18 protein-coding genes are annotated in these 22,942 nt (G+C 65.7%); 5 read left to right on the plus strand and 13 right to left on the minus strand.

Going from position 1 to position 22,942, the window contains the following annotated elements; all coding sequences use genetic code 11:
- Nucleotides 1–94: 94 nt before the first annotated feature.
- Nucleotides 95–3,361 (plus strand): carboxypeptidase regulatory-like domain-containing protein, encoded by a 3,267-nt coding sequence (locus tag WC815_21730; protein ID MFA5911406.1) that lies wholly within the window; start codon nucleotides 95–97, stop codon nucleotides 3,359–3,361.
- A 171-nt stretch (nucleotides 3,362–3,532) separates the two neighbouring features.
- Nucleotides 3,533–5,191, plus strand: coding sequence for a hypothetical protein (locus tag WC815_21735; protein ID MFA5911407.1), 1,659 nt, complete (start codon nucleotides 3,533–3,535; stop codon nucleotides 5,189–5,191).
- A gap of 84 nt (nucleotides 5,192–5,275) precedes the next feature.
- On the opposite strand, the gene WC815_21740 is transcribed toward WC815_21735, so the two are convergent.
- From WC815_21740 to tgt, 11 genes are all read right to left on the minus strand, one after another.
- The gene (locus WC815_21740; GenBank protein ID MFA5911408.1) at nucleotides 5,276–5,752 is read right to left on the minus strand and encodes a biopolymer transporter ExbD; all 477 of its coding nucleotides are present in this window, start codon (nucleotides 5,750–5,752) and stop codon (nucleotides 5,276–5,278) included.
- A 1-nt stretch (nucleotide 5,753) separates the two neighbouring features.
- Nucleotides 5,754–6,194 carry a biopolymer transporter ExbD gene (locus tag WC815_21745; protein ID MFA5911409.1) on the minus strand — a complete coding sequence of 147 codons (441 nt, stop codon included), beginning with the start codon at nucleotides 6,192–6,194 and terminating at the stop codon, nucleotides 5,754–5,756.
- A 142-nt stretch (nucleotides 6,195–6,336) separates the two neighbouring features.
- Nucleotides 6,337–7,050 carry a MotA/TolQ/ExbB proton channel family protein gene (locus WC815_21750; GenBank protein MFA5911410.1) on the minus strand — a complete coding sequence of 238 codons (714 nt, stop codon included), beginning with the start codon at nucleotides 7,048–7,050 and terminating at the stop codon, nucleotides 6,337–6,339.
- Between the two features lie 133 nt (nucleotides 7,051–7,183).
- Nucleotides 7,184–7,897 carry an energy transducer TonB gene (locus tag WC815_21755; protein MFA5911411.1) on the minus strand — a complete coding sequence of 238 codons (714 nt, stop codon included), beginning with the start codon at nucleotides 7,895–7,897 and terminating at the stop codon, nucleotides 7,184–7,186.
- 334 nt (nucleotides 7,898–8,231) lie between these two features.
- Nucleotides 8,232–10,715: a sodium-translocating pyrophosphatase gene (locus tag WC815_21760; protein ID MFA5911412.1), complete on the minus strand. Its 2,484-nt coding sequence runs from the start codon at nucleotides 10,713–10,715 to the stop codon at nucleotides 8,232–8,234.
- A complete protein-coding gene (locus tag WC815_21765) occupies nucleotides 10,699–11,319 on the minus strand; it encodes a DUF502 domain-containing protein (GenBank protein ID MFA5911413.1) in 621 nt (206 codons plus the stop codon). The genes WC815_21760 and WC815_21765 overlap by 17 nt, the downstream gene beginning before the upstream one ends.
- 3 nt (nucleotides 11,320–11,322) lie before the next feature.
- Nucleotides 11,323–12,138, minus strand: coding sequence for an undecaprenyl-diphosphate phosphatase (locus WC815_21770; protein ID MFA5911414.1), 816 nt, complete (start codon nucleotides 12,136–12,138; stop codon nucleotides 11,323–11,325).
- 9 nt (nucleotides 12,139–12,147) lie between these two features.
- The gene (gene secF / locus WC815_21775; GenBank protein MFA5911415.1) at nucleotides 12,148–13,083 is read right to left on the minus strand and encodes a protein translocase subunit SecF; all 936 of its coding nucleotides are present in this window, start codon (nucleotides 13,081–13,083) and stop codon (nucleotides 12,148–12,150) included.
- Nucleotides 13,084–13,087: 4 nt separating this feature from the next.
- The gene (secD, locus tag WC815_21780) at nucleotides 13,088–14,644 is read right to left on the minus strand and encodes a protein translocase subunit SecD (protein ID MFA5911416.1); all 1,557 of its coding nucleotides are present in this window, start codon (nucleotides 14,642–14,644) and stop codon (nucleotides 13,088–13,090) included.
- Between the two features lie 3 nt (nucleotides 14,645–14,647).
- On the minus strand, nucleotides 14,648–14,935 hold the full coding sequence (gene yajC, locus WC815_21785) for a preprotein translocase subunit YajC (protein ID MFA5911417.1): 288 nt from the start codon (nucleotides 14,933–14,935) through the stop codon (nucleotides 14,648–14,650).
- Nucleotides 14,936–14,994: 59 nt separating this feature from the next.
- Nucleotides 14,995–16,161, minus strand: a complete 1,167-nt coding sequence (gene tgt / locus WC815_21790; protein MFA5911418.1) for a tRNA guanosine(34) transglycosylase Tgt — start codon at nucleotides 16,159–16,161, stop codon at nucleotides 14,995–14,997.
- Between the two features lie 70 nt (nucleotides 16,162–16,231).
- On the opposite strand from tgt, the gene WC815_21795 reads away from it, so the two are divergent.
- Both WC815_21795 and WC815_21800 read left to right on the plus strand, forming a co-directional pair.
- Complete coding sequence (locus WC815_21795) at nucleotides 16,232–17,401, plus strand: D-alanine--D-alanine ligase family protein (GenBank protein MFA5911419.1); 1,170 nt, start codon at nucleotides 16,232–16,234, stop codon at nucleotides 17,399–17,401.
- Between the two features lie 62 nt (nucleotides 17,402–17,463).
- A complete protein-coding gene (locus tag WC815_21800) occupies nucleotides 17,464–18,471 on the plus strand; it encodes a hypothetical protein (protein ID MFA5911420.1) in 1,008 nt (335 codons plus the stop codon).
- Nucleotides 18,472–19,048: 577 nt separating this feature from the next.
- Here WC815_21800 and WC815_21805 read toward each other — a convergent pair.
- Nucleotides 19,049–21,133 carry a HEAT repeat domain-containing protein gene (locus tag WC815_21805; protein ID MFA5911421.1) on the minus strand — a complete coding sequence of 695 codons (2,085 nt, stop codon included), beginning with the start codon at nucleotides 21,131–21,133 and terminating at the stop codon, nucleotides 19,049–19,051.
- The gene (gene menC / locus WC815_21810; protein ID MFA5911422.1) at nucleotides 21,130–22,233 is read right to left on the minus strand and encodes an o-succinylbenzoate synthase; all 1,104 of its coding nucleotides are present in this window, start codon (nucleotides 22,231–22,233) and stop codon (nucleotides 21,130–21,132) included. Before menC ends, WC815_21805 begins: the two co-directional genes overlap by 4 nt.
- Before the next feature lie 26 nt (nucleotides 22,234–22,259).
- On the opposite strand from menC, the gene WC815_21815 reads away from it, so the two are divergent.
- Complete coding sequence (locus tag WC815_21815) at nucleotides 22,260–22,898, plus strand: deoxynucleoside kinase (protein ID MFA5911423.1); 639 nt, start codon at nucleotides 22,260–22,262, stop codon at nucleotides 22,896–22,898.
- Nucleotides 22,899–22,942: the final 44 nt, after the last annotated feature.

The following is a 22,942-nucleotide window of genomic DNA, read 5'->3' on the forward strand; positions in this document are numbered from 1 at the left end:
GGCCGCTCCCGCCTTGCGCGGGGCGGCCCGTTTTTCTTTTACCTGCCCGTCATCCGCCAGTGATAATTTCGTTCTGTTCAGGAGCGATGTACACATGAAACTTTTGATTAGGTTTGCCTTCTCCCTCGTCGCCGTTTTTGCACTTGCCACGGTCGTGAGCGCCCAGGGCGTGACCACCGGCGCCCTCGCCGGGAAGGTCGTCGATTCACAGCAGCAGGCCGTCTCCGGCGCCAGCGTGATCGCGATTCACCTACCCTCCGGCACCAGCTACGAAGCCACCACGCGCGCCGACGGCCGGTTCTCCATCCCCGGCATGCGCGTCGGCGGTCCCTACTCGGTGACAGTGGCCTATGCGGGCACCGGCGCCGCGGCGTTCCAGCCCGAGACCCAGGACAACGTCGAGGTCATCCTCGGCGGCGCCACCGACCTCCAGTTCATGCTGAAGAACATCTCCATCACCGAGACGGTCACCGTCACGGCGCAGTCCGACACCGTCTTCAACTCCGAGCGCACCGGCTCGGCCACCTCGGTCAGCCGCGAAACCATCGCCGCGCTGCCCACCATCAGCAACCGCATCGATGCCATCGTCCGCATGGCCCCCGAGGCGCGCGGCCTGTCGGTGGCCGGCCAGGGCTCGGGCATGAACAACATCACGGTTGACGGCTCCTACTTCAACAACTCGTTCGGCCTGGGCTCGGCGCCCGGCGAGCGCACCAACGTCGCGCCGATCTCGATGGAGGCCATCGAGCAGGTGCAGGTGAGCGTGGCGCCCTACGACGTGCGCCAGGGCAACTTCGTCGGCGCCGGCGTCAACAGCGTCACCCGCAGCGGCACTAACAAGTTCTCGGCCGCCGGCTCCTACCAGTTCCGCGACAACAGCATGGTGGGCACCAAGGCGAAGAACGCCACGGTCAACCCCGGCACGTTCGACTTCAAGAACGGCGGCGGCTGGGCGTCCGGCCCCGTGATCGAGAACAAGCTGTTCTTCTTCGGCAGTCTGGAAGGCGAGAAGACGGAGCAGCCCGGCACGACGTTCCGCGCCAACACGGGTGGCGAGGCGGTGGGCGGCAGCGTGACGCGCGTGCTCGCGTCCGACCTTGACTCGCTCAGCTCCTACCTCAAGACGAACTTCAGTTACGACACCGGCAAGTATCAGGACTACCCGTTCGCGACGCCCGGCCGCCGCGTCCTGGCCAAGTTCGACTACAACCTGAACAACCGCAACAAGCTGTCGTTCCGCTACAACCAGCTCGACTCGGACACCGACGTGCTGCTGTCCAACTCCACGTCGCTCGGCTTCGGCAACCGCCGCACGTCGACCTTCGGCCTGAACTTCGAGTCGTCGAACTACACGATTCTCGAAAACAACAAGTACGGCATCGCCGAGTTGAACACGATCATCGGCACGAAGATGGCCAACTCCCTGATCGTCGGTTACGGCCAGTCCGACGAGAGCCGCGGCGACATCGGCAAGCTCTTCCCGCTGGTTGACATCCTGCAGGCCGGCTCGGTCTACACGACGATTGGCTCCGAGCCGTTCACGCCGAACAACGAACTGCGCTACAAGACCTACCAGGTGCAGGACAGCTTGACCAAGTTCGGTGAGAAGCACTCGTTCACCGTCGGCTTCGCCGCCGAGAAGTACAAGTCCGAGAACGTGTTCTTCCCCGGCAAGCAGAGCGCCTACGTCTACAACTCGCTGGCCGATTTCTACACCGACGCCAACGACTACCTGGCCAACCCGAACCGCACCACGTCGCCGGTCACGCTGGCGCGGTTCCAGGTGCGCTACAACAACATTCCCGGGGCGGAAAAGCCCCTCCAGCCGCTCGACGTGCTCTACTGGGGCGCCTACGCCCAGGACGAGTGGTCGGTGGCCGACAACCTCAAGGTGATCGCCGGCGTGCGCGTGGACGTGGCGTCGTTCAAGGACACCGGGTTCGCCAACCCGGTCGCCGACGGGATGACGTTCCGCGATGAGACGGGCGGATCGGTGCAGTACTCGACCGGCAAGCTGCCCGACGCCAACCCGCTCTTCTCGCCGCGCGTGGGCTTCAACTGGGACGTCTTCAAGAACCGCGACACCCAGGTGCGCGGCGGCACGGGCGTGTTCACCGGCAAGCCGTTGTTCGTGTGGATCTCGAACCAGATCGGCAACACCGGCATGCAGACCGGCTTCATCGACTCGGGCACGGGCGGCACACGGGCGTATCCGTTCAACCCCAATCCCGACGCCTACAAGCCGGCGACGGTCACCGGCGCGCCGCCGGTCAGCACCAACCTGGCCATCACCGACAAGGACTTCAAGTTCCCGCAGGTGTGGCGCACCAACCTCGCCATCGACCAGAAGTTGCCCTTTGGCGTGGTCGGCACGGCGGAGTTCCTCTACGGCCGCGACGTCAACGGCATTTACTACATCAACGCCAACCTGCCGGCGGCGCAGACCACCTTCGTCGGCGCCGACCCGCGGCCGCGCTTCACCAGCAACCGCGTCAACGCCACCATCACCGACGCCACCGTGATGAAGAACCAGAACATCGGCCGTAACTGGAACGTGACGGGCAACGTCAAGAAGACGTTCCGCGACGGCTTCCTTCAGGCCGCCTACAACTACGGCGAAGCGAAGAACACCATCGACCCGGGTTCAATTGCCAACGGCTCCTACTTCGGCAACGCCGTGTCGGGCGACCCCAACAACCCCGGCCTGGGCTTCAGCGCCAACTCGCCGGGCCACCGCTTCTTCGTGGCGGCCAACTACCGCCGCGAGTACTTCGGCTTCGGCGCCACCGGCATCTCGATGTTCTGGGAGGCCCGGACGATCGGGAACACCAGCTACATCTACTCGGGCGACCTCAACGGCGACAGCGCCACGGGCAACGACCTGATCTACATCCCGAGCAACACCGGCGAGATGAACTTCACCGCGTTCACGACGGGCGGCGTGACCTACACTGCCGACCAGCAGGCCGCGGCGTGGGAGTCCTACATCGCCCAGGATGAGTACCTGAGCGCGCACCGCGGCGAGTACTCGGTCCGCAACGCCGTGTTCCTGCCATTCATGAAGAGAATGGACCTGAGCATTTCCCAGGACGTCTTCAAGAGCATCGGCGGGACCCGCCAGCGCTTCCAGTTCCGCGCCGACTTCATCAACTTCGGCAACCTGCTGAACAAGAACTGGGGCGTGTCGCAGCGCCTCATCTCGAACTCGCCGCTCACCAACCCCGGCGTTGACGCCAGCGGCCGCGCCACTTACCGGCTTCGGGTGATCAACGGCGCGCTGATGACCAAGTCGCTGCAGCAGACGTCGGACCTGAACGACGTCTACAAGGTGATGCTCAGCTTCCGCTACTTCTTCAACTAGATTCCCGCCTTCGCCCGTGGCATTTCCTGCCTGGGCTTCGGCGCGGCAAGCTCGATCAAGGGGCGGGTCTTCGGACCCGCCCCTTTTCGTTGTCCGCGTGAATCTGCGGCATTCTGCGGCTGTCGTTTTCCACGTCAATCTGCGCTAATCTGCGGCTCAGGAGATCGCCGCATGAACCGCCGGGCTGTCCTCGTCCTGCTTGCCGTCCTCGCCCTCGCCCTCGCCGGCCCCGGCCTGCGTGCCCAGGAACTAGGCCGCATCGACTTCCCCACGTCCGGATCGGCGGCCGCCCAGCCGGCCTTCATCAAGGGCGTGCTGCTGATGCACAGCTTCGAGTACGACGATGCGAAGGAGGCGTTTCTGGAGGCGCAGAAGGCCGACCCGGGCTTCGCCATGGCCTACTGGGGTGAGGCCATGACCTACAACCACCCGGTGTGGCAGCAGACGGCGGCAGAGCTGGCCCAGGCCGCGCTGGCGCGCCTCGCCCCGACCGCGGAAGCCCGCCTCGCGAAGGCGCCCACCGCCAAGGAGAAGGACTGGCTGGCCTCGCTCGACAGCCTGTACGGGGCCGGCGACGCTTCGACTTCGCTCAGCGCAGGCAAGCTGGCGCGCGACCGCGCCTACGCCGAGCACATGCGCCGCATGCACGACCGGTATCCGGCCGACGACGAGGTCACGGCGTTCTATGCGCTGGCGCTGCTCGGCACGAGCCATGGCGGCCGTGACTTCTCGACCTACATGAAGGCGGCGGCGCTGGTCGAGCAGGTCTACGCCAGGAACCCGCAGCACCCGGGCGCTGCCCACTACCTGATTCACGCCTACGACGATCCTGTCCACGCTCCGCTCGGCCTGCGCTTTGCCGATGCCTATTCGAAGATCGCGCCCGCCGCCTCGCACGCGCTGCACATGCCATCGCACATCTACTTCGCGCTCGGCATGTGGGACGAGGCTTCGGCGATCAACGAGCGCTCGATGAAGGCCGCGGATGCGCGCCGGGCCGGGAAGCAGCTCGACGCTGACGCTCGCGGCTTCCACGCCATGCTCTGGCTGGTCTACGGCTACGCGCAGCAGGGCCGCTACGACGAGGCGCGCGGGCTCCTGGTGCAAATGGACGCGGACGCCGCGAAGAGCGGGTCGGTGCGCACGCGCAGTCACCTGGCGCTGGCCCGGGCGGCGTGGCTGATCGAATCACGCAAGTGGGGCGAGGCCAAGGCGCCGGTGTTGGCGAAGGGCCTCGGCGCGGAGGCGGCGATCGCCGACCTGTTCGCGATCGGGTTTGCGGCCATCCGCTCCGGCAACCGGGCGGCCGGCGGCAACGCGCTTCAGCAGATGGCCGCCCTGATGGAAGATGCGCCGGTGAACGGGGCGCCGGTCTCCGGGCAGCCCGCGGCCGGCCTGCCGGCCGCCGGTGGGGCACCTGACACGCGCGCCGCCCAGATCATGGCCCAGCAACTGGAGGCCGTCCTACTGTTCTCGGAGGGCCGCCGCGAAGAGGCGCTGGTGCTGGCCCGCCAGGCCGCGGTGGTGGAAGACGGGCTGTCGTTCGAGTTCGGCCCGCCGGTGCCCGTCAAACCGGCCCAGGAACTGGTCGGCGAGATGCTGATGGACCTCCGGCGCCCCAAGGAGGCGATCCCCTCTTTCGAGGCGTCGCTGAAGCGGAATCCGCGGCGGGCCTTGTCGCTGCTGGGGTTGGGCCGCGCCTCGATGGGGGTCAAGGACACGGCCAGGGCGATGTACGCCTACGGCGAACTGCGGAAGATCTGGAAGAACGCCGACAAGGGCCTGCCGGAGCTCAAGGAGCTCGGGCTGGTGCCGCCACCCTCCTTCTGAGGGCGCCGGGTCGCAGCCGGTACAAACGAAAGGCCGCCGGGATTTCTCCCGGCGGCCCGTGAACTGACTGGCGACGGCTGTTGGTTAGCCGCCGACCTTACCCGCACTGGCGGCAGCGCGGCGCATGCCTTCGGTGATGATGCCCACCTTTTCGACGCCCGCACCCTTGGCGGCGTCGATCACTTCGACGATGTCGCCATAGCGGAGGGTGCCGTCGCCGGCGATGAACAGGGTCTTGTCCTTGCGTTCCTCGTAGATCTTGCGAAGGCGGTCTTCGAGGTCGACGACCGAGACGTCGGACTTGTTGATCGAGATTTTCCTGTCCGCGGTGTACTCGATCACGATCTGCGAGACGTCGACCTGGGTCTGTTCGGCGGTCTTGGTTTCCGCCGGCAGGTTGACGTCGAGGCCCTTCTGCGACAGCGGGAGGGCGGCCATGAAGATGACCAGGAGCACGAGCAACACGTCGATCATCGGCGTGATGTTCATGTCCGAGCTGACTTCGAGCTTCTTGGCGGTAATGACCTTGTCGGCGCCGAGATGGTGGTGTGCGTGGGCCATGTTAGTTCCCTCCACCCTGCAGAAGACCGCGCGTCTTGGGGTCGGTGATCAGCCCCATGTCCTCGATGCCGCTGGCCCGCAGTTCGTCCATGCAATCCATCACGGCGGAGTAGCGCGCGTCTTCATCGGCCTTGATGAGGATGATGCGCTCCTTCTTGTTTTCGAGGATTTCCTCGACCTTCTGCCGCAGCTCTTCCTTGCGCACCGGCAGGCCGTTGACGAAGTACCGATCGGCCTTGTCGATGGCGACGACCGTCTGGTCCTGCGTTTCCGGCTTGTCCGCGGTGTTCGCGGCGAGCGGCAGCTTCACGTCGGCGCCCTTCTGGAGCAGCGGGGCCACGATCATCATGATGATGAGCAGCACCAGCATGACGTCCACGAGCGGCGTGACGTTGATGTCCGATTTGATTCCACCTTTGGAACCGCCGACATCCATTGACATAACGAACTCCTTAAATTTCGGGATCTGGTGATTTGGCGATTTCGCGATTGTCGATCACGAAATCTGAAGATCTGGCGGTCTGGCGATCCCGTGACCCAAATCACGAGAGCGCCAAATCGCCAGATCACCAAATCATCTTCAACTACGCCGTCTTCTTGATGAAGTAGTCGACCATCTCCGACGAGGAGTTGTCCATCTCCACGTTGAAGAACTCGAGCTTGCCGGACAGGTAGTTGTAGAACCACACCGCCGGGATGGCCACGAACAGGCCGAGCGCGGTTTCGACGAGCGCTTCCGCGATGCCGGCGGAGACGGCGCCGATGCCGCCCGAGCCCGACGACGCGATGCCGACGAACGCGTTGATGACGCCGACCACCGTGCCGAGCAGACCGACGAACGGCGCGGTCGCGCCGATGGTCGCCAGGCCGGAGACGCCCTTCTTGAGGTCGTTCGAGGTCAGCGCGGTGGCGCGCTGAATCGAGCGGCGGACGGTGTCGAGCAGGTCTTCACGCGACAGGTTGGCGCCGCTCTCCTGCTGGAACTGGTATTCCTGCAGGCCGGCGAGCACGACCTTGGCGAGGTGGCTGTAGCGGTATTCCTTCGCCGACGACAGGGCGATGGCCTCCTTCAGCCGGCCTTCCTTGAGGTGCTTGGCGACGAGCGGGGCATACATCTTCGACTGCTTGGTCGCCTGGCTGAACGTATAGATACGCTCAATCGCGACGCCCACCGACCAGAACGACATGATGAACAGGATGACGGCGACCGCGAGTGCCGCGGGGCCCATCTGGTTGAACATGTCGACGAGATCGAGGCCACCGCCGCCCTCCGTCTGCGCGAACGCAGGCGTGCTCATCAGGAGCATGGCGAAACCGGCACCAGCGATACGACCAAACTGAATCTTCCGACCTTCCATCGCTATCCTCCAGAAAAAAACGGCTTACTACGTTTGAAGACCTATCTTGTAGGGCACCCTTTCAAAGGGTGCCTTACTGCAGCGTGAACTGAACCGTCACCGTCATGATGACCGGCACCGGCACGCCGTTGAGCAAGGTCGGTGTGAAAACCCACTGCCGCACCGCGTCGAGCGCCGCCTGATCCAGCAGAGGGATCGAGCGCAACACTTTGGCATCCTTCACCGCGCCGTCGGGGCCGATGGTGGCCTCGATGATCACGATGCCCTGCACGCGCGCCGACTGCGCGATCGGCGGATACACGGGGCGCACGTCGCGAGTCTTCTGCGGCGGCTTGATGTTGCCGCCCACGCGCACCGGCGCGGCCGGGGGCGGCGGCGGGGGCGGGGGTTCGGGAATGCCGCCGGTGATGCCACCCGCGACGCCGCCGATAATGCCGCCTTCGACGCCTGACGAGCGCTCGAAGCCGGCTTCCAGCCCGGTCTCAGCCTTGATTTCTTTCGGCGCCTCGAGCGGAGCCGCGTCGGGGCTCACGTCCATGGGCGGTGGCGGCGCCTTCGCCTCGGGTGGAGGCGGGGGCGGCGGCGGGGGCGGCGGCGGCGGCGGTGCCGCCACGAACGCCATCATCGACGGCGGCGTCGGCATCATGCCGGTCGCCATCAACGGTACGATTACCAAGGCCGCGACCACCGTCGCCTGGATCAACATCGTCAGTGGCACCGTGTACCACATCTTGTTGCCCATCTTGATCGACGGATCGACGACATCACCAAACATGTCGCGTGGCACTGTTCCTCCTGCTTTCAGGTGCTGGACACGCCCCGATGGCCTGTCCCGGCACTAACCGCGGCGGTAAAAGACCGCCGATTATCCCAACGCCGAAAACCGCTGTCAACGCCGGGTCCCGTCCGAGTTACGGGCCGCTGTCTTCAATTAGACACCGGTTCCCGCGATCGGCTCCCTGAAAAAACGCCGAGGGGCCAGACCCCTGCGGCACAAAACCAGTAGGGTCTGACCCCTCTCGTAATGCCCGGCGATTCTAGTCGTGCTTGAATCCCCGCGTCAACGGCTGGATCGGTAAAAACCCATGTAATTACCGCATGGTTACCAACTGTTACAAACCTTAGCTTTCGCTTTCGATCCGCATTCCGTAGAACGACCGGTGGACGAAGAACATGCTGACCACGAAAAACACCGCCGACAGGCCGAGCGTCAGCGCCGCGCCAGTGCCGAGGTAAACGCCGAGCTCGACCGCGAGCAGGCCGAACAGCGTCGTGAACTTGATCACCGGGTTCATCGCCACCGACGAGGTGTCCTTGAACGGGTCGCCGACGGTGTCGCCGACGATCGAGGCGTCGTGGAGCGGCGTGCCCTTCATCTTGAGTTCCGTCTCGACGATTTTCTTGGCGTTGTCCCAGGCGCCGCCGGCGTTGGCCATGAAGATCGCCTGATACAGGCCGAACAGCGCGATTGAGATCAGGTAGCCGATGAAGAAGAACGGCTCGACGAACGCAAACGCCAGCGTCGAGAAGAACACGCCGAGGAAGATGTTGAACATGCCCTTCTGCGCGTAGACCGTGCAGATCTCAACCACCTTCTTGCTGTCTTCCACCGACGCCTTGGTCGAGCCCTCGAGCTTAATGTTCTTCTTGATGAACTCCACGGCGCGGTAGGCGCCGGTGGTGACCGCCTGCATCGACGCGCCGGTGAACCAGTAGATCACCGCGCCGCCCGTGATCAGGCCAAGCAGGAAGGGCGGGTGCAGGATCGACAGCTTGCTGATCGCCAGCTGGTCGGTGAGGCCGCCGGTCAGCGCCATGATGATCGCGAAGATCATCGTCGTGGCGCCCACCACGGCCGTGCCGATCAGCACCGGCTTCGCCGTCGCCTTGAACGTGTTGCCCGCACCATCGTTCTCTTCGAGCAGTTCCTTGGCCACCTTGAAGTTGACCTTGAAGCCGTACTGCTTCTGGATCTCCTGCTCGATGCCGGGGATTTCCTCGATCTGCGACAGCTCGTAGACCGACTGCGCGTTGTCGGTGACCGGGCCGTAGGAATCGACCGCGATGGTGACCGGGCCCATGCCCAGGAAGCCGAAGGCGACCAGGCCGAACGCGAAGATCGCCGGCGCCACCATCATCAACTCGCCGTTGATCATGGTCGACGTCAGGTCCAGCGACGACACCAGATAGGCCGCCGTCATCAGGCCCATGATCGTCAGGCCCAGCCAGTAGCCGCTGAAGTTGCCGGCCACCAGGCCCGACAGGATGTTGAGCGACGCGCCACCCTCCCGCGAGGAGGTCACCACTTCCTTGACGTGCGCCGAATGCGTCGAGGTAAACACCTTGACGAACTCGGGAATGATCGCGCCCGCCAGCGTGCCGCAGGTGATCACCGACGACAGCTGCCACCACAGGTCGCCGTTGCCGCCGAGGTTCGGAATCAGCAGGTACGACAACACGTAGGTGAGCACCACCGAGACGATCGAGGTCAGCCACACCAGCGAGGTCAGCGGCGCCTCGAAGTTCATCTTCTCGAGCGAGCTGTACTTGGCCTTGGCCACCGCGTTGTTCACGAGGTAGGAACCCGCCGAGGCGAGCACCATCATCACGCGCATCATGAAGATCCACACCAGCAGCTGGACCTGGACCGACGGATCCTTCACCGCGAGCATGATGAAGGAGATCAGCGCGACGCCGGTCACGCCGTAGGTCTCGAAACCGTCGGCCGTGGGGCCGACCGAGTCGCCGGCGTTGTCGCCGGTGCAGTCGGCAATCACGCCCGGGTTGCGGGCGTCGTCTTCCTTGATCTTGAAGACCACCTTCATCAGGTCGGAGCCGATGTCGGCGATCTTGGTGAAGATGCCGCCGGCGATGCGCAGCGCCGCGGCGCCGAGCGACTCGCCGATGGCAAAGCCCAGGAAGCAGACGCCGGCGTACTCACCGGGGATGAACAGCAGGATGGCGAGCATGAACAGCAGCTCGACCGAAATCAGCATCATGCCGACGCTCATGCCCGAGCGCAGCGGGATGTCGCACACCGGGAACGCCTTGCCCTGCAGGCTCGCAAACGCCGTGCGCGAGTTGGCCAGGGTGTTGATGCGGATGCCGTACCAGGCGACGCCGTAGCTGCCGCCGATGCCGATCAGGCTGAAGATGATCACCATGGCGATGCGCCCGGGCTCGAGGCCGGTGAGCGAGAAGTAGGCCACCATCACCGCGCCAATGAACATCTCCAGGATCAGCAGGAACTTGCCCTGCTGAATCAGGTAGGCCTTGCAGGTCTCGTAGATCAGCGCCGAAACGTCGGCCATCGACTTGTGCACCGGCAGGTTCCTGACCGCGGTGTAGGTCCAGAAGCCGAACAGCAGGCCGAGCACGCAGACGACCAGGCCCGACAGCAGGATCTGGTGGCCGGTCATGCCGAGGAAGTCGCCCTGGTTGAGATCGGGCAACTGGATGTTCACCTCGCCGCCCGGGCGATGATGCGCCGCCTCGGCCGCCGTCTCCGGTTGCGCCGCCAGGAGCACCGGCGCCGTCAGAACCGCCATCCCTGCGACCAACGCGGCCGCACCCAACACCCGGCCGACCCTATCGAGAAGTCTCATCACCATCGTGTCCTGTCCTCGTACTGATCTGCGGGGGCAGCGCCATGCCGCCCGTTAGGAAAATCCGCACGCCATCTTCAACCGACAAATCCGGAAATGACGCCTGGCTGCGGGGGTAGACCACCACGTCACCGAGATACAGGTGATTGGTCGGCACATACACCGCCACCATCGCTTCCGGCCCGTTCCCGCGATCCAGGGTGAACTCCCGCGTCAGGAACCCGAGCACCAGGCCCCGCCGCGAATCGTCCACGATCACCACCTTCTTGAAGCCCGTTTCACTGTCGGGCGAGAAGGCGGCCACCAGCTGCCTCACCGGCGCATACACGGTCTTGAACAGCGGCACGTTCAGCAGCCACTGTTCCCCGCGCCTCAGGATGCGCCGGCCCAACACGTTGGTAGCCAGCGCGCCAGCCAGCAGGATGACGGCGGCCGTGATCAACACGCCCAGCCCCGGCACCTCGCGGCCGATCAGGTTCGTCGACAGCGGCGTCGCCACCCCGTCGATGAAGCGGAACAGCCAGACCAGCGTGACTACCGTGATGAACAACGGCACCGTCACCACCAGGCCGGTCAGGAAGCTCCGGCGCAGCCAGGGCATCATGGCTCAAGCCGCCCGCGACCACAGCCACGCGAACGTGACCGCCGCCAGCGCCAGCCGGTAGTAGGCAAAACCCGCCAGCGAGTGCCCCGCAAGATACCGCAGAAAGTACTTCACCGTGACATAGCCGACGATCGCCGACACCACCAGGCCCACGGCCATCAACGTGTACGGCGCGCCCGCCATGCCGACGTCCGCCAGGGCGATGGTTTCCTTCACCGCCACCGCGAACACCGCCGGCAGGCTCATCAGGAACACGAAACGGGCCGCCGATTCGCGCCGCAGCCCCAGGAACAGGCTGACAATCAGCGTCGAACCCGAGCGCGACAGGCCCGGGGCCAGGGCGGCGGCCTGCGCCACGCCAATCGCCAGGGCCTCACCGAACCCGAGGGACCGCGCATCCCGGTCCTGGCGGCCGATGCGTTCCACCCACAGCAAGCCGATGCTGCCGATCACCAGGTTCACGGCCACTATCAACGGCGTCCGCACGCGCGCTTCGATCACATCACCCAACAGCCCGCCCACAATCACCACCGGTATCGTGCCCACGATGATCAGCCGGCCGAGCCGTTCCCATTCGCCGTCACGGCCGGTCAGCGCTCCCGGCGCGGCGGCGATCAATTGCGCCACGTCAGCCCGGAAGTAGGCCACCACCGCGAGCAGCGTCCCGACGTGACAGGCCGCATCGAACGGAATCCCGAACCGGCCGGGATCCCAGCCGAAAAACGCCCGCGCCAGGATCAGGTGACCCGAACTGGAGACCGGCAGGAACTCGGTGAGTCCCTGGACAACGCCCAGCAGCACGGCGGAAAACAGATCCACGAAGTGGTGCTACGAGGCCTTGCGCGTGCCCTGCGTGCGGCCCTTGGCCTGCTTGCCGCCCAGGATGATCGCAATCGCCGAGGCGATGAAAATGGTTGAATACGTGCCGCTGACGATGCCCACGAGCATGGTGAAGGCGAAGCCTTCGAGCACCTCGCCGCCGAACAGGAACAGGGAGAGCACCGCGAGGAACGTGGTGCCGGCCGTGATCAGCGTGCGGCCCAGGGTCTGGTTGACGCTCAGGTTGACGACGCTCTCGAGCGAATCGCGGCGCTTGCTCTTCAGGTTCTCGCGGACGCGGTCGAAGACGACAATCGTGTCGTTCACCGAATAACCGGTGATCGCCAGGATCGCCGCCACCACGTTGAGCGACAGGTCGTAGTTGAAGTAGAACAGGAACGCCAGCGTCACGAACACGTCGTGCAGCGTCGCCGCAATCGCGCCAATCGCAAACGCGAAGCGGAAGCGGAGCCCGATGTAGATGGTAATGCCGAGGATCGACGCCAGCGTGGCGTAGATGCCCTTGCGCTGCAGGTCGGCGCCGATCACGGGACCGACAATCTCCTGGCTGCGCACCTCGAACTTGCCGAGGTTGGCCTGGGTGATCGCGGCGACCACGGCCTTGGCGTTCTGCTCGAGCGCCGCGCCCTCTTCCGTGGTCAACTGCGGCAGGCGAACCAGGATCTCGTGATTCGCCTCATCGCCGTAACTCTGGATGACGTTCTCACCGGTCATCGTCGCGGCCAGCGCCGTGCGCACTTGATCCACCGACGTCGGCTGCTCGAACTTGACGACGACGATGGTGCCGCCCGAGAAGTCGATGCCGAGCGGCACCCCCTTGGTGACGGCATAGCCGGCTCCGGCCAGGACGACGATCGCCGACAGCGCGAGCGCATGCCAGCGCCACTTGATGAAATCGTAGGTAGCGTTATCGAAGATGGCCATATGACTAAATCGAAAGCTTCGCGACCTGGCGCCGTGACAGGCCCAGCTCGAACAGGGTTCGCGAAACGAAGTATGCCGTGAACACGTTGGAGAGGAGGCCGATGGTCAGCGTCATCGCAAAACCACGGATAGGACCGGTACCGAACTGGAACAGGAACGCCGCCGAAATCAGCGACGCCACGTGCGTGTCAAGAATGGTGAGCAGCACGCGATCGAAGCCCGCCGCCACCGCCTGCTTCACGCCCTTGCCGGCGCGGAGCTCTTCCTTGATGCGCTCGAAGATCAGGACGTTCGAGTCGACGCCCATGCCGATGGTGAGAATGAAGCCGGCAATGCCCGGCAGCGTCATCGTCGCGCCGACATACGCCATCAGGCCCAGCAGCAGGATCAGGTTGATGGCAATCGAGATCAACGCGTTGAAGCCCGCCAGCTTGTAATAGAACAGCATGAACAGCGTGACCAGCAGCAGGCCGCCCAGCGCCGCGGTGACGCCGGCGCGAATCGAATCGGCGCCGAGCGACGGACCGACCGTGCGCTCTTCGAGGTAAGTCAGCGATGCCGGCAGCGCGCCCGAGCGCAACACCAGCGACAGGTCCTGCGATTCCTGGTTCGTGAAGTTGCCGGTAATACGGCCTTCATCGTCGATGCGCGACTGAATCTGCGGCGCCGACACCACGCGGCCGTCCATCACGATGGCCAGCTGCTTGCCGATGTTGGCCTGCGTGAACATGCCGAACTTGCGCGCGCCTTCGTTGTTGAGCGAGAAGCTCACCGCCGGCCGGTTGTTCTCGTCGAGCGTCGGCCGCGCGTTGCGCAGGTCGCGGCCGGTCACCGCTGGCACACGGCGGACCGCGTAGTAGCCGGTGCTGGCCGGCTGGCCGGGAGCGCCCTCGATGGTGCCCGGCAGGACGTGGAGGTCGGGCGGCACGTTGCCCGAGTAGGCCGCGCGCGCGGAGGCCTCATCCGGGAACGGGCCCTGCTCCACCTGCTTGAGTTCCAGCAGGGCCGTGGAGCGGATGATTTCTTTCGCGCGATTCACGTCGGTGACGCCGGGCAGCTGCACCAGGATCTGGTCGGCCGCGCTGTGACGCGCCACGATCGGTTCGGCCACGCCCAACTCGTTGACGCGGCGCTCGATGGTCTGCAGCGCCTGGTTCACCGTGTCTTCGCGCAACTGGACGACGATGTTCGGCTTGAGCGTGAACGTGTAACCACCCGCGCCGGACGCGCGGTCGTAGTTCACTTCCACCTCGGTCAGCGCGGCACGGAACGCGCCGTCCTGCTCGGGCGTCACGCCGGTGACGGTGAACGACGTGGCGCCCGCCACCGCGACGCCGCCGACGGCGATGTTCGCGGTCTTGAGCTGCTCGGCGAGCCGATCCACGGTGGTCTGCGTCTCGAGCTTCAGCGCGTCGTCGGTCTGGACGCGCATCACGAGGTGGACGCCGCCCTTCAGGTCAAGTCCGAGCCTGACCTTCTGATCGAGCGGATAAAACGACCACACGGCCAGCGCCGTGACACCGAGGATGACGATGAGTTTCCAACGAAGGTTCTTCGACATGGCTTATGTATTCGGGGCTTCGACGATGGGGGCCTGGCCCTGGTATCCGACGATGGCGGCCTTGGAAACATCCACACGGACGTTGGGCGCGACCTGGAGTTGCACGACCTGGTCGCTGATCTTCGCGATCGAGCCGTAGAGGCCGCCGGTCGTCACCACCTTGTCGCCCGCTTTCAGGGCGTCCAGGAACTCCTGGACCTTTTTCTGCTTCTTTTTCATGGGAAGCAGGATGACGAAATAGAAGATCGCGAGTACGAGCGCGAAGGGAATGAGCTGAATGAGCGGGCTCACCTGTGAATCAGGCGACGCAGCCAGCGCGAACAGGGGTGCGATAAGGGGATCCGTCGTGGTCATGAAATCAACGCGCGGCGGGTAAAAGTCCGATGGAAACCTTGCCTGAAATCTTCGAACCTGCCGAACGCTATAGCCTCCCTAATCCGCCGCATGGTGTCAAGGTAAAAGCTGAGGTTATGCAACGTGTTAAGGGTGCCTCCGGTCATCTCCCCGGCCATGAAGAGATGCCGCAAATAGGCCCTGGAAAAGTTCCGGCAGGTGTAGCAGCCGCACGCCGGATCGACCGGCCCATCGTCCTCGGCAAACTGGGCATTCTTGATGTTGAGGGGCCCTTCGCTGGTGAAGAGTTGGCCATTCCGGGCATTGCGCGTGGGCATCACGCAGTCGAACATGTCGATGCCGCGGGCCACGGCCTCCACCAGATCGATGGGCGTGCCGACCCCCATTAAATAGCGTGGCTGATCCACCGGCAGGAGCGGCGCGGTGGCCTCCACTATTTGGTACATGGTCTCGTTGGGTTCACCGACACTCACGCCGCCGATGGCGTAGCCTTCAAACCCAATAGATACAGTCAGTTGCGCGCTCTTGGCGCGCAACTCCGGAAACGTCCCGCCCTGGACAATCCCGAACTGCGCCTGGGAAAAGGGGCCGGGGATTTTTTCTGTCGCCGAGGCGGGAAAAACCCTGCCGGCGGCTTTTAGCTCCAGAAACCGGTCACGGCAGCGCCGAGCCCAGCGGGCGGTCAGCTGGAGAGAGCTGTCGATAATTTCCACCGTCGAAGGCAGCGCCGGGCACTCGTCGAGCACCATGGCGATGTCGGAGCCGAGGTTGGCCTGGATCTCGACGGCCTTCTCGGGGGTCAGCAGGTGCGCGCTGCCGTCGTGGTGCGACCGAAAATGCACCCCTTGCTCCTCGACCTTTCGGCGATCCGAAAGGCTGAAGACCTGGTAGCCGCCACTGTCGGTCAGCATGGGGCGCGACCAGCCGATGAACTTATGGAGCCCTCCGCGGCGGGCGATCAGCTCATCCCCAGGGCGCAGGTAGAGGTGATAGGTGTTGCCGAGGATGATCTCGGCGCCCACATCTTCCAAATGCTGAGCCGTGAGGGCTTTGACCGCCCCCTGGGTGCCCACGGGCATGAACGCCGGGGTCTGGATCACGCCGTGCGCGGTGGTGACGTGTCCCCGCCGCGCGGCGCCGTCGGTGTGAGTAAGGGTGAACATCGGGGCTGGCTTTGGCGCGGCGGCCTATTGCAGATTCTGCAAAAGATCCCCGACCCCTTATTATCACTGAGTGAAGAAGTTGCGCGTGGGTGTCATTTATGGCGGCCGTTCCGGCGAGCACGAAGTGTCGGTGACCTCGGCGGCCTCAATTTTCAAGTCGATCGATCGCGCGCGCTACGAGCCCGTCCCGATCCGGATCGAAAAAGACGGACGGTGGACGCTCGCGGATCGGCCGCCGACGGCGCTGTCGGCGGCGGAAGTGATCCATCAGGCCCGCGCGTCGCAGGCGCGGCCGGCGCGAGCGGGCCGCGATTCGTTGTTTGCGCCGTACCCGTCGGCCGACACGCTGATCACCGTGGAGCGCCGCACCACGTCTGACGGCAGCACGCCGGCCGACGTCGAGCGCGCCGTGGTGACGGGCCTGGGCCTCGACGTGGTCTTCCCGGTGCTCCACGGCCCGTACGGGGAAGACGGCACGGTGCAAGGGCTGCTCGAGCTGGCCAACGTGCCCTACGTGGGTCCGGGCGTGCTCGCCTCGGCGGCCGGCATGGACAAGGCGGTCATGAAGGTGTTGTTCGCCGCGGCCGGGTTGCCCGTCGTGGCCTCGCGCGCCTTTGTGCGCGCCGACTGGACGCGCAACCGCGAAGGCGTGCTGGCCGGCATTGCCGCGCTGGGCTTCCCGCTGTTCGTGAAGCCGGCCAACCTCGGCTCGAGCGTTGGCATCTCCAAGGTGAAGACGCCGGCCGAACTGATTCCGGCCATCGAGGCGGCGCTCGAGTTCGATCGCAAGGTGATTGTCGAAGCCGGCGTCGTCAACGCGCGCGAGATCGAATGCGCGGTGCTCGGCAACGACGACCCGGAGACGTCGGTGCCTGGCGAGATTATCCCATCGCGCGAGTTCTACGACTACGAGGCGAAGTACCTGGACGAAGGCTCGAAGAGCCTGATTCCGGCGGACCTGCCGGCCGCGGTGGCCGCCGAGGTGCGGCGCCTGACGGTGGCGGCGTTCAAGGCGATTGACGCGGCGGGGCTGGCGCGCGTGGACTTCCTGCTATCGCGCGACAGCGGCGCCATCTTCGTCAACGAGATCAACACCATGCCGGGCTTCACCAACATCAGCATGTATTCCAAGATGTGGGAGGCCAGCGGCGTCGGTTATGCGGCGCTGGTCGATCGGCTGATCCAGCTGGCGCTGGCGCGCCACGCTGAAAAGCAACAGCTCCGCACGAGCGCGCTATGAGACTAAGGTGCCTGGGGTGCCTCGCGTGCCTGGGGTGCCTATGGGTTGGTGCCCTGTGCCAGGTGCTTGAGGCGGCCGAGCCGCAGCAGGGCATCACCGCCGCGCCCCTCGTCGCCAAGGCCTATGACGCCATTCTCGACGCCGACTTCGATCGGGTGCGGGCGGACCTGCCGGCGACGTGCGGTCCGCCTTCGCCGAAGGGCTTCGGCGGGACAAGCCCGGCGCCGCGGGTCGCCTGCCTCGGCCTCGAGGCCCTGAGCCTGTGGTGGCAGATTCAACTGGATCCCGAGAGCCTCGCGCTCGATCCGGCGTTCAAGGCCAAGGTCGAGGAGGCGATCGCCGATGCCGAGCGGATGACCGAGGCCGAACCCAATCGCGCCGAGGGCTGGTTCTACCTCGGGGCCGCCTACGGCGCGCGGGCGCAGTGGCGCGTGCACCGGGTCGAGCGGCTGGCGGCGGCGCGAGACGGCAAGCGGATCAAGGCGGCGCTCGAGCGGGCGCTGGCGCTGGACCCGGCCATGCACGACGCGGAATTCGGCATCGGCATGTACCGCTACTACGCCGACGTGGCGCCGGCTGTGCTGAAGTTCCTGCGCTGGTTGCTGCAGCTCCCGGGCGGCAACCGGGTCGAGGGGCTGCAGCAGCTCGAGCGCGCCGCCACCCAGGGCCAGCTGGTTCGCGGCGAGGCGCAGTTCCAGATCCACGTCATCTACCTCTGGTACGAAAACAAGTGGCGCGAGGCCATCGGCCTGGTCCGCTCGCTGCAGGAGCGCTACCCGCACAATCCGCTCTTCTACAGAATCGAGGCCGAGATCCTGGACGTGTACTTTCACGACCCAGAGGCGAGCCTTCGCGCCTCGGAGCGGCTGCTCGCGCTGGCCCGCGCCGAATCGGTGAACCGGCCGGGGCTGGCGGAGACGGTGGCGCGCCTGAACATGGCGCGGCAACTGCGCGCGCTCAAGCGGACCAGCGCCGCCATCGATCAACTCGACGCGATCATCGCCGCCGCGCCCAGCGCGCCCGCCGGCGCGCTGGCCCGCGCGCAGCGCATGCGACGCGAGATCCGATAGCGAGCCTACAGATCCGTAGGCGACGATCCGACACGTCCTCTTGAGGGCGCGATCGGCCAGAGCGATCGGCCCGTTTGTTGACAATCACAAACGCTTTGTGCTTGACAAGATGAATTTCTCATCCATAATCTACATCTGGTATGAGGGAGCAAGGCTCAGGCCACTGATTGTGAACACGTAAAAACAATCAGCGGTCGCCATCAGGCAAGAGTCACCCCCCATCAGGAGAGAACAATGGCGAAGAAGGCAAAGAAGGCGGCGAAGAAGAAGGCCAAGAAGCGCTAGGCCGCTTACAGGGGCGGTTCTCACAAGACTGCCCCACCCTTTTCACCAAGACCGCGCGCGTGAATCATCACGTCGCGTAACGAGGCGCGAGAACGCCGGCATGGATGAGCCGAGTGCCAGGCGGCAGAGGCAAGTCGTGCAGCGGCTAGGTTCTTACGCATAACCCAACCTGAAGGGGGGGATTACAAATGGCAAAGAAAGCAGCTAAGAAGAAGGCAGCGAAGAAGGCGAAGAAGCGCTAGTCGCTTCGTCAGCCAGAAGATCGGAAGGGAGGCGCAGTCGCCTCCCTTTTTTATTGGCCGATCCAGTTCACCCCGTCCCAGATTCGAATCCGCTCGATCGTGTCCCACTGCTGCAGGCGATCGACCACATCCATTCCCGATATCACCTGTCCGAACACCGTGTAGCGACCGTCGAGGTGTGGCTGCGGTGAGTGCGTGATGAAGAACTGGCTCCCGCCGGTGTCGGCCCAGTCGAGCGCCATGCCCACGGTCCCCCGCAGGTACGGCCGCTGGTTGATCTCGTCGCGAATCGTGTAGCCGGGGCCGCCCTCGCCGTCGCCGCGCGGGTCGCCGTCCTGGACCACGAAGTCGGGCACGACGCGGTGGAGCTGCACGCCGCGGAAGTAGTTCTTGCGCGCGAGGGCGATGAAGTTGGCCACCGTGCGGGGCGCATCGAGCACGGCCAGCTCGACCTGAATGGTGCCCCTGGAGGTGTCGATGTACGCCGACGGCGAGTACTGGGGAGACACGAACGTGTCCACGGCCGCCAGCTCGGGCACCGTGGGCGGCGGCGCCGGACGCATCGCCGACAGGTCGGCGCCGGCGTCAATCTTCCGCAGGTCTTCCGCCGCCCGCAGCCGCACGGCCCAATCCTTGTCGCCGAGCGCCGCGGTCAGCAGCGGCCGTGCGGCCGCCGGATCGACGGCAGTCAGGGCATCAAGCGCGGCGGTCCTCGCCACATACAGCCCGTCACGCTGCGACAGCGCGAGCGCCTCGGTCAGCGCGGTGGCGGCACCGGGAGCCTTGAGCGTGGCGAGCCCGCGCGCCGCGGCGGCCCGGACCACCGGGTCATCGGCCTTGAGACGGGCGACCATCTCCGCGGCGGCGCCCGCCGACCCGACCTTGGCCAGCGCATCGATCACCGAGGGAAGCACGCGCTGATCGGCGTCTCGCATCATGTTGCTCAACGCCGCCTCGGCGCGTTCCTTCGGCAGCTCCCCGAGCGCCGACGCCATGGCCGCGCGCACCGACCAGTGGACATCGGGGTCGAGCCCCGAAATCGCGGAGATGAAGGTGTCGACGTCGGTGCGGGCCAGGGCGAGCAGGGCGGCCGCGCGCACGGACGGCCACTCCGCCGAGACCAGGTCCACCAACAGGTCCACGGCGTTGGCCTGGCGCAACTGGCCCAGGGCCACGATGGCCTCGAGCTGCAGGTTGTGATCGACCTGGGGCGACGAGATTAGCCGCATCAGGACCGCGGCGCCGCGCGAGTCGCCGAGCAGCGCCAGGCCGCGCACCGCCTGGGTCCGCACCGCCAGCGGCTCGCCGACGTTGCCGGCAATCGCCAGCAGCGGCGCGGCAGCGCGCTGGTCCTTCAACACACTGAGTCCCCGGGCCGCGAAGGCGCGGGTGAGCTGCCCATCGCCCGTGAGCAGCGCCAGCAACGCCGGGGCCGCGCGGGCGTCGTTGATCCGCTGCAGGGCAAACGCGACCGGCCACCAGCGGCTCCGGGGCTGCCCGTCGCGGTCGAGCACGCCGGCGGCCAGCGCGTCGTAGGAACCGAGGCGCACCAGCGCATACACGCCGAGCCGCACGGCCTCGACCGGCGGCGGCTTGGGCGTGCCCATGTCATCCGCGTTCAGCCCATTCAGCACGCCGGCCGTGACCTGCGCCGCGACCATGGCGCCAATCGCCGCCGCCGCCGGCTTGTGCGCGATCAGGCCCAGTGCTTCCGCGGCGCGGCCCTGGATCAGCGGATCCGCATCGGCCAGCGCGGCGGTCAGCGCCGGGGCGGCCGAGGCGTCACCGATCAGCCCCATCGCAAACGCGGCCATCTGCCGGACTTCGGGATCGCTGTCGCCCTGCACCAGCGTGGTCAGGCCGGGCACCGCATCGGCGAGGCGCACGCGGCCGGTGGCCAGCGCCGCGCGCCGGCGCACGCGGGCTTCGGAATCCTGCAGCAGTGCCAGCAGGTCGCCGCCGCCGCCCTTGAGCTGCCGCTCGTCCTCGAGCTGGAGAATCCAGCGCATCTTCTGATCGAACGCCGTGATCGGGGGCGTGGCGCTGACCTGCGGCGCCACCTTTGGAGCGCACCCGCTGGCAACGAGCAACGCGACAAGCGCGACGAGCGCGCGTGATGACGGCGTTCGGGTCATAAGGAAATGTGTCGCAACGTGGCCTGGTCGATCCGCTCGCGGACGATGTTGACGCCAATGCCCGGGCCGGTCGGGACCGCGATGGTGCCGTCGGCGCTGACCTCGATGGCCGGCTCGATCAGGTCCGGCTGGTAGTAGCGCTTGCTCGCGGCGATGTCGCCCGGCAGGCGGAAGTTCGGCAGGCTGGCCAGGTGGATGTTGTGGGCGCGGCCGATGCCGCTTTCCAGCATGCCGCCGTGCCACACCGGAATGTCGTGGGCGGCGCACAAGTCGTGCAGCTCGATCGAGGCGCGATGGCCGCCGACGCGGCCCGGCTTGATGTTGATGATGCGGCAGGCCTTGGCGTCGATGGCGTCGCGGGCAATGCGCACGGTGTGGATCGATTCGTCGAGGCAGACGGGCGTCTTGATCCGCCGCTGCAGCACCGCATGGTCCATCACGTCGTCGTAGTCCAGCGGCTGCTCAATGAGCAGCAGGCCGAACGGATCCAGCCGGGCCAGCAAGTCGGCGTCGTCCAGCGTGTAGGCGGCGTTGGCGTCCACCTGGAGCGGGATGTTGCCGAACCTGGCGCGGACGCGCTCGACCGCCTCGATGTCCCAGCCGGGCTTGATCTTGATCTTGATGCGCTGGTAGCCGGCGGCCAGCTCACGCTCGATCTTTTCGAGCAGCTGCTCGAACGAGTCCTGGATGCCGATGGAGACGCCGGAGGCGATGCGGTCGCGGGTGCCGCCCAGCGCCTTGGCCAGCGGCTGCCCGGCCAGCCGGGCATGGAGATCCCAGGCCGCCATCTCGACCCCGGCCTTGGCCATGTTGTGGCCGCGGATGCGGCGCAGCGCCGGGAAGACGTCACGGGGATGCTCGAAGGTCTGCCCGACCACCAGCGGCGCGATGAACCCCTGGATGATGTGCCACACCGTCTCGGTGGTCTCGCTGCTGTAGTAGGGGTTGGCCTCGGCGACCGACTCGCCCCAGCCCTCCTGACCGTCCCCTTCCACCCGGATGAGCACGAAGGTGCGATCGTAGGACCGGCCGAAGCTCGTTTCGAAGAAATGGACGAGCGGCAGGCGGCACAGGAACAACTCAATCTTTTCGATCTTCACGCCTACAAACTATACTCGCCAGCGGAGTGGCCTTTCACTATCTCGCCATCGAAGGCCCCATCGGGGTTGGCAAGACGCGGTTGGCCGAACGGTTGGCGGCGCGGCTCGACGCAACGACGATTCTCGAAGACACCGAAAACCCGTTCCTGGCGGACTTCTACGCCGACCGGCCGGGCGCCGCGCTCCAGGCGCAGCTCTTCTATTTACTCAACCGCCATCGCCAGCTCACCAGCAAGCGGCAGGCCGACCTGTTCCTGCAGAACACCGTCTGCGACTACGTTTTCGACAAAGACAAGATTTTCGCGTATTTGAACCTGGACGATAACGAGCTGTTCATCTACCAGCGCCTGTTCGACCTGCTTGCCAAGGACGTCCCACCGCCGGACCTTGTCGTCTACCTCCAGGCGCCGACCGAACTGCTGATGAAGCGGCTGAAGCACCGGGAGAAGGATCCGGAGCGCGAGGAGCCGACGCCCGACGAGGACTACCTGCGGGAACTGAACGAGGCCTACCAGCACTTCTTCTTCCATTACTCGGCAACGCCGCTCCTCGTGGTGGAGACCTCGGAATTCGACCCCGAATCCGATGACGCGGCGCTCGACGAGCTGGTTCGCCAGATCAAGGGCATGGGCAAGGGCACGCGTTACTACGTCGCCCGCAAGTAGCGACAAACCGTCCGGGTTGTCGGCTTTTTGGTAAGCTGATCCGA

The organism is Vicinamibacterales bacterium (genome assembly GCA_041659285.1).
In the GTDB taxonomy this organism is placed as follows: Bacteria; Acidobacteriota; Vicinamibacteria; order Vicinamibacterales; family UBA2999; genus 12-FULL-67-14b.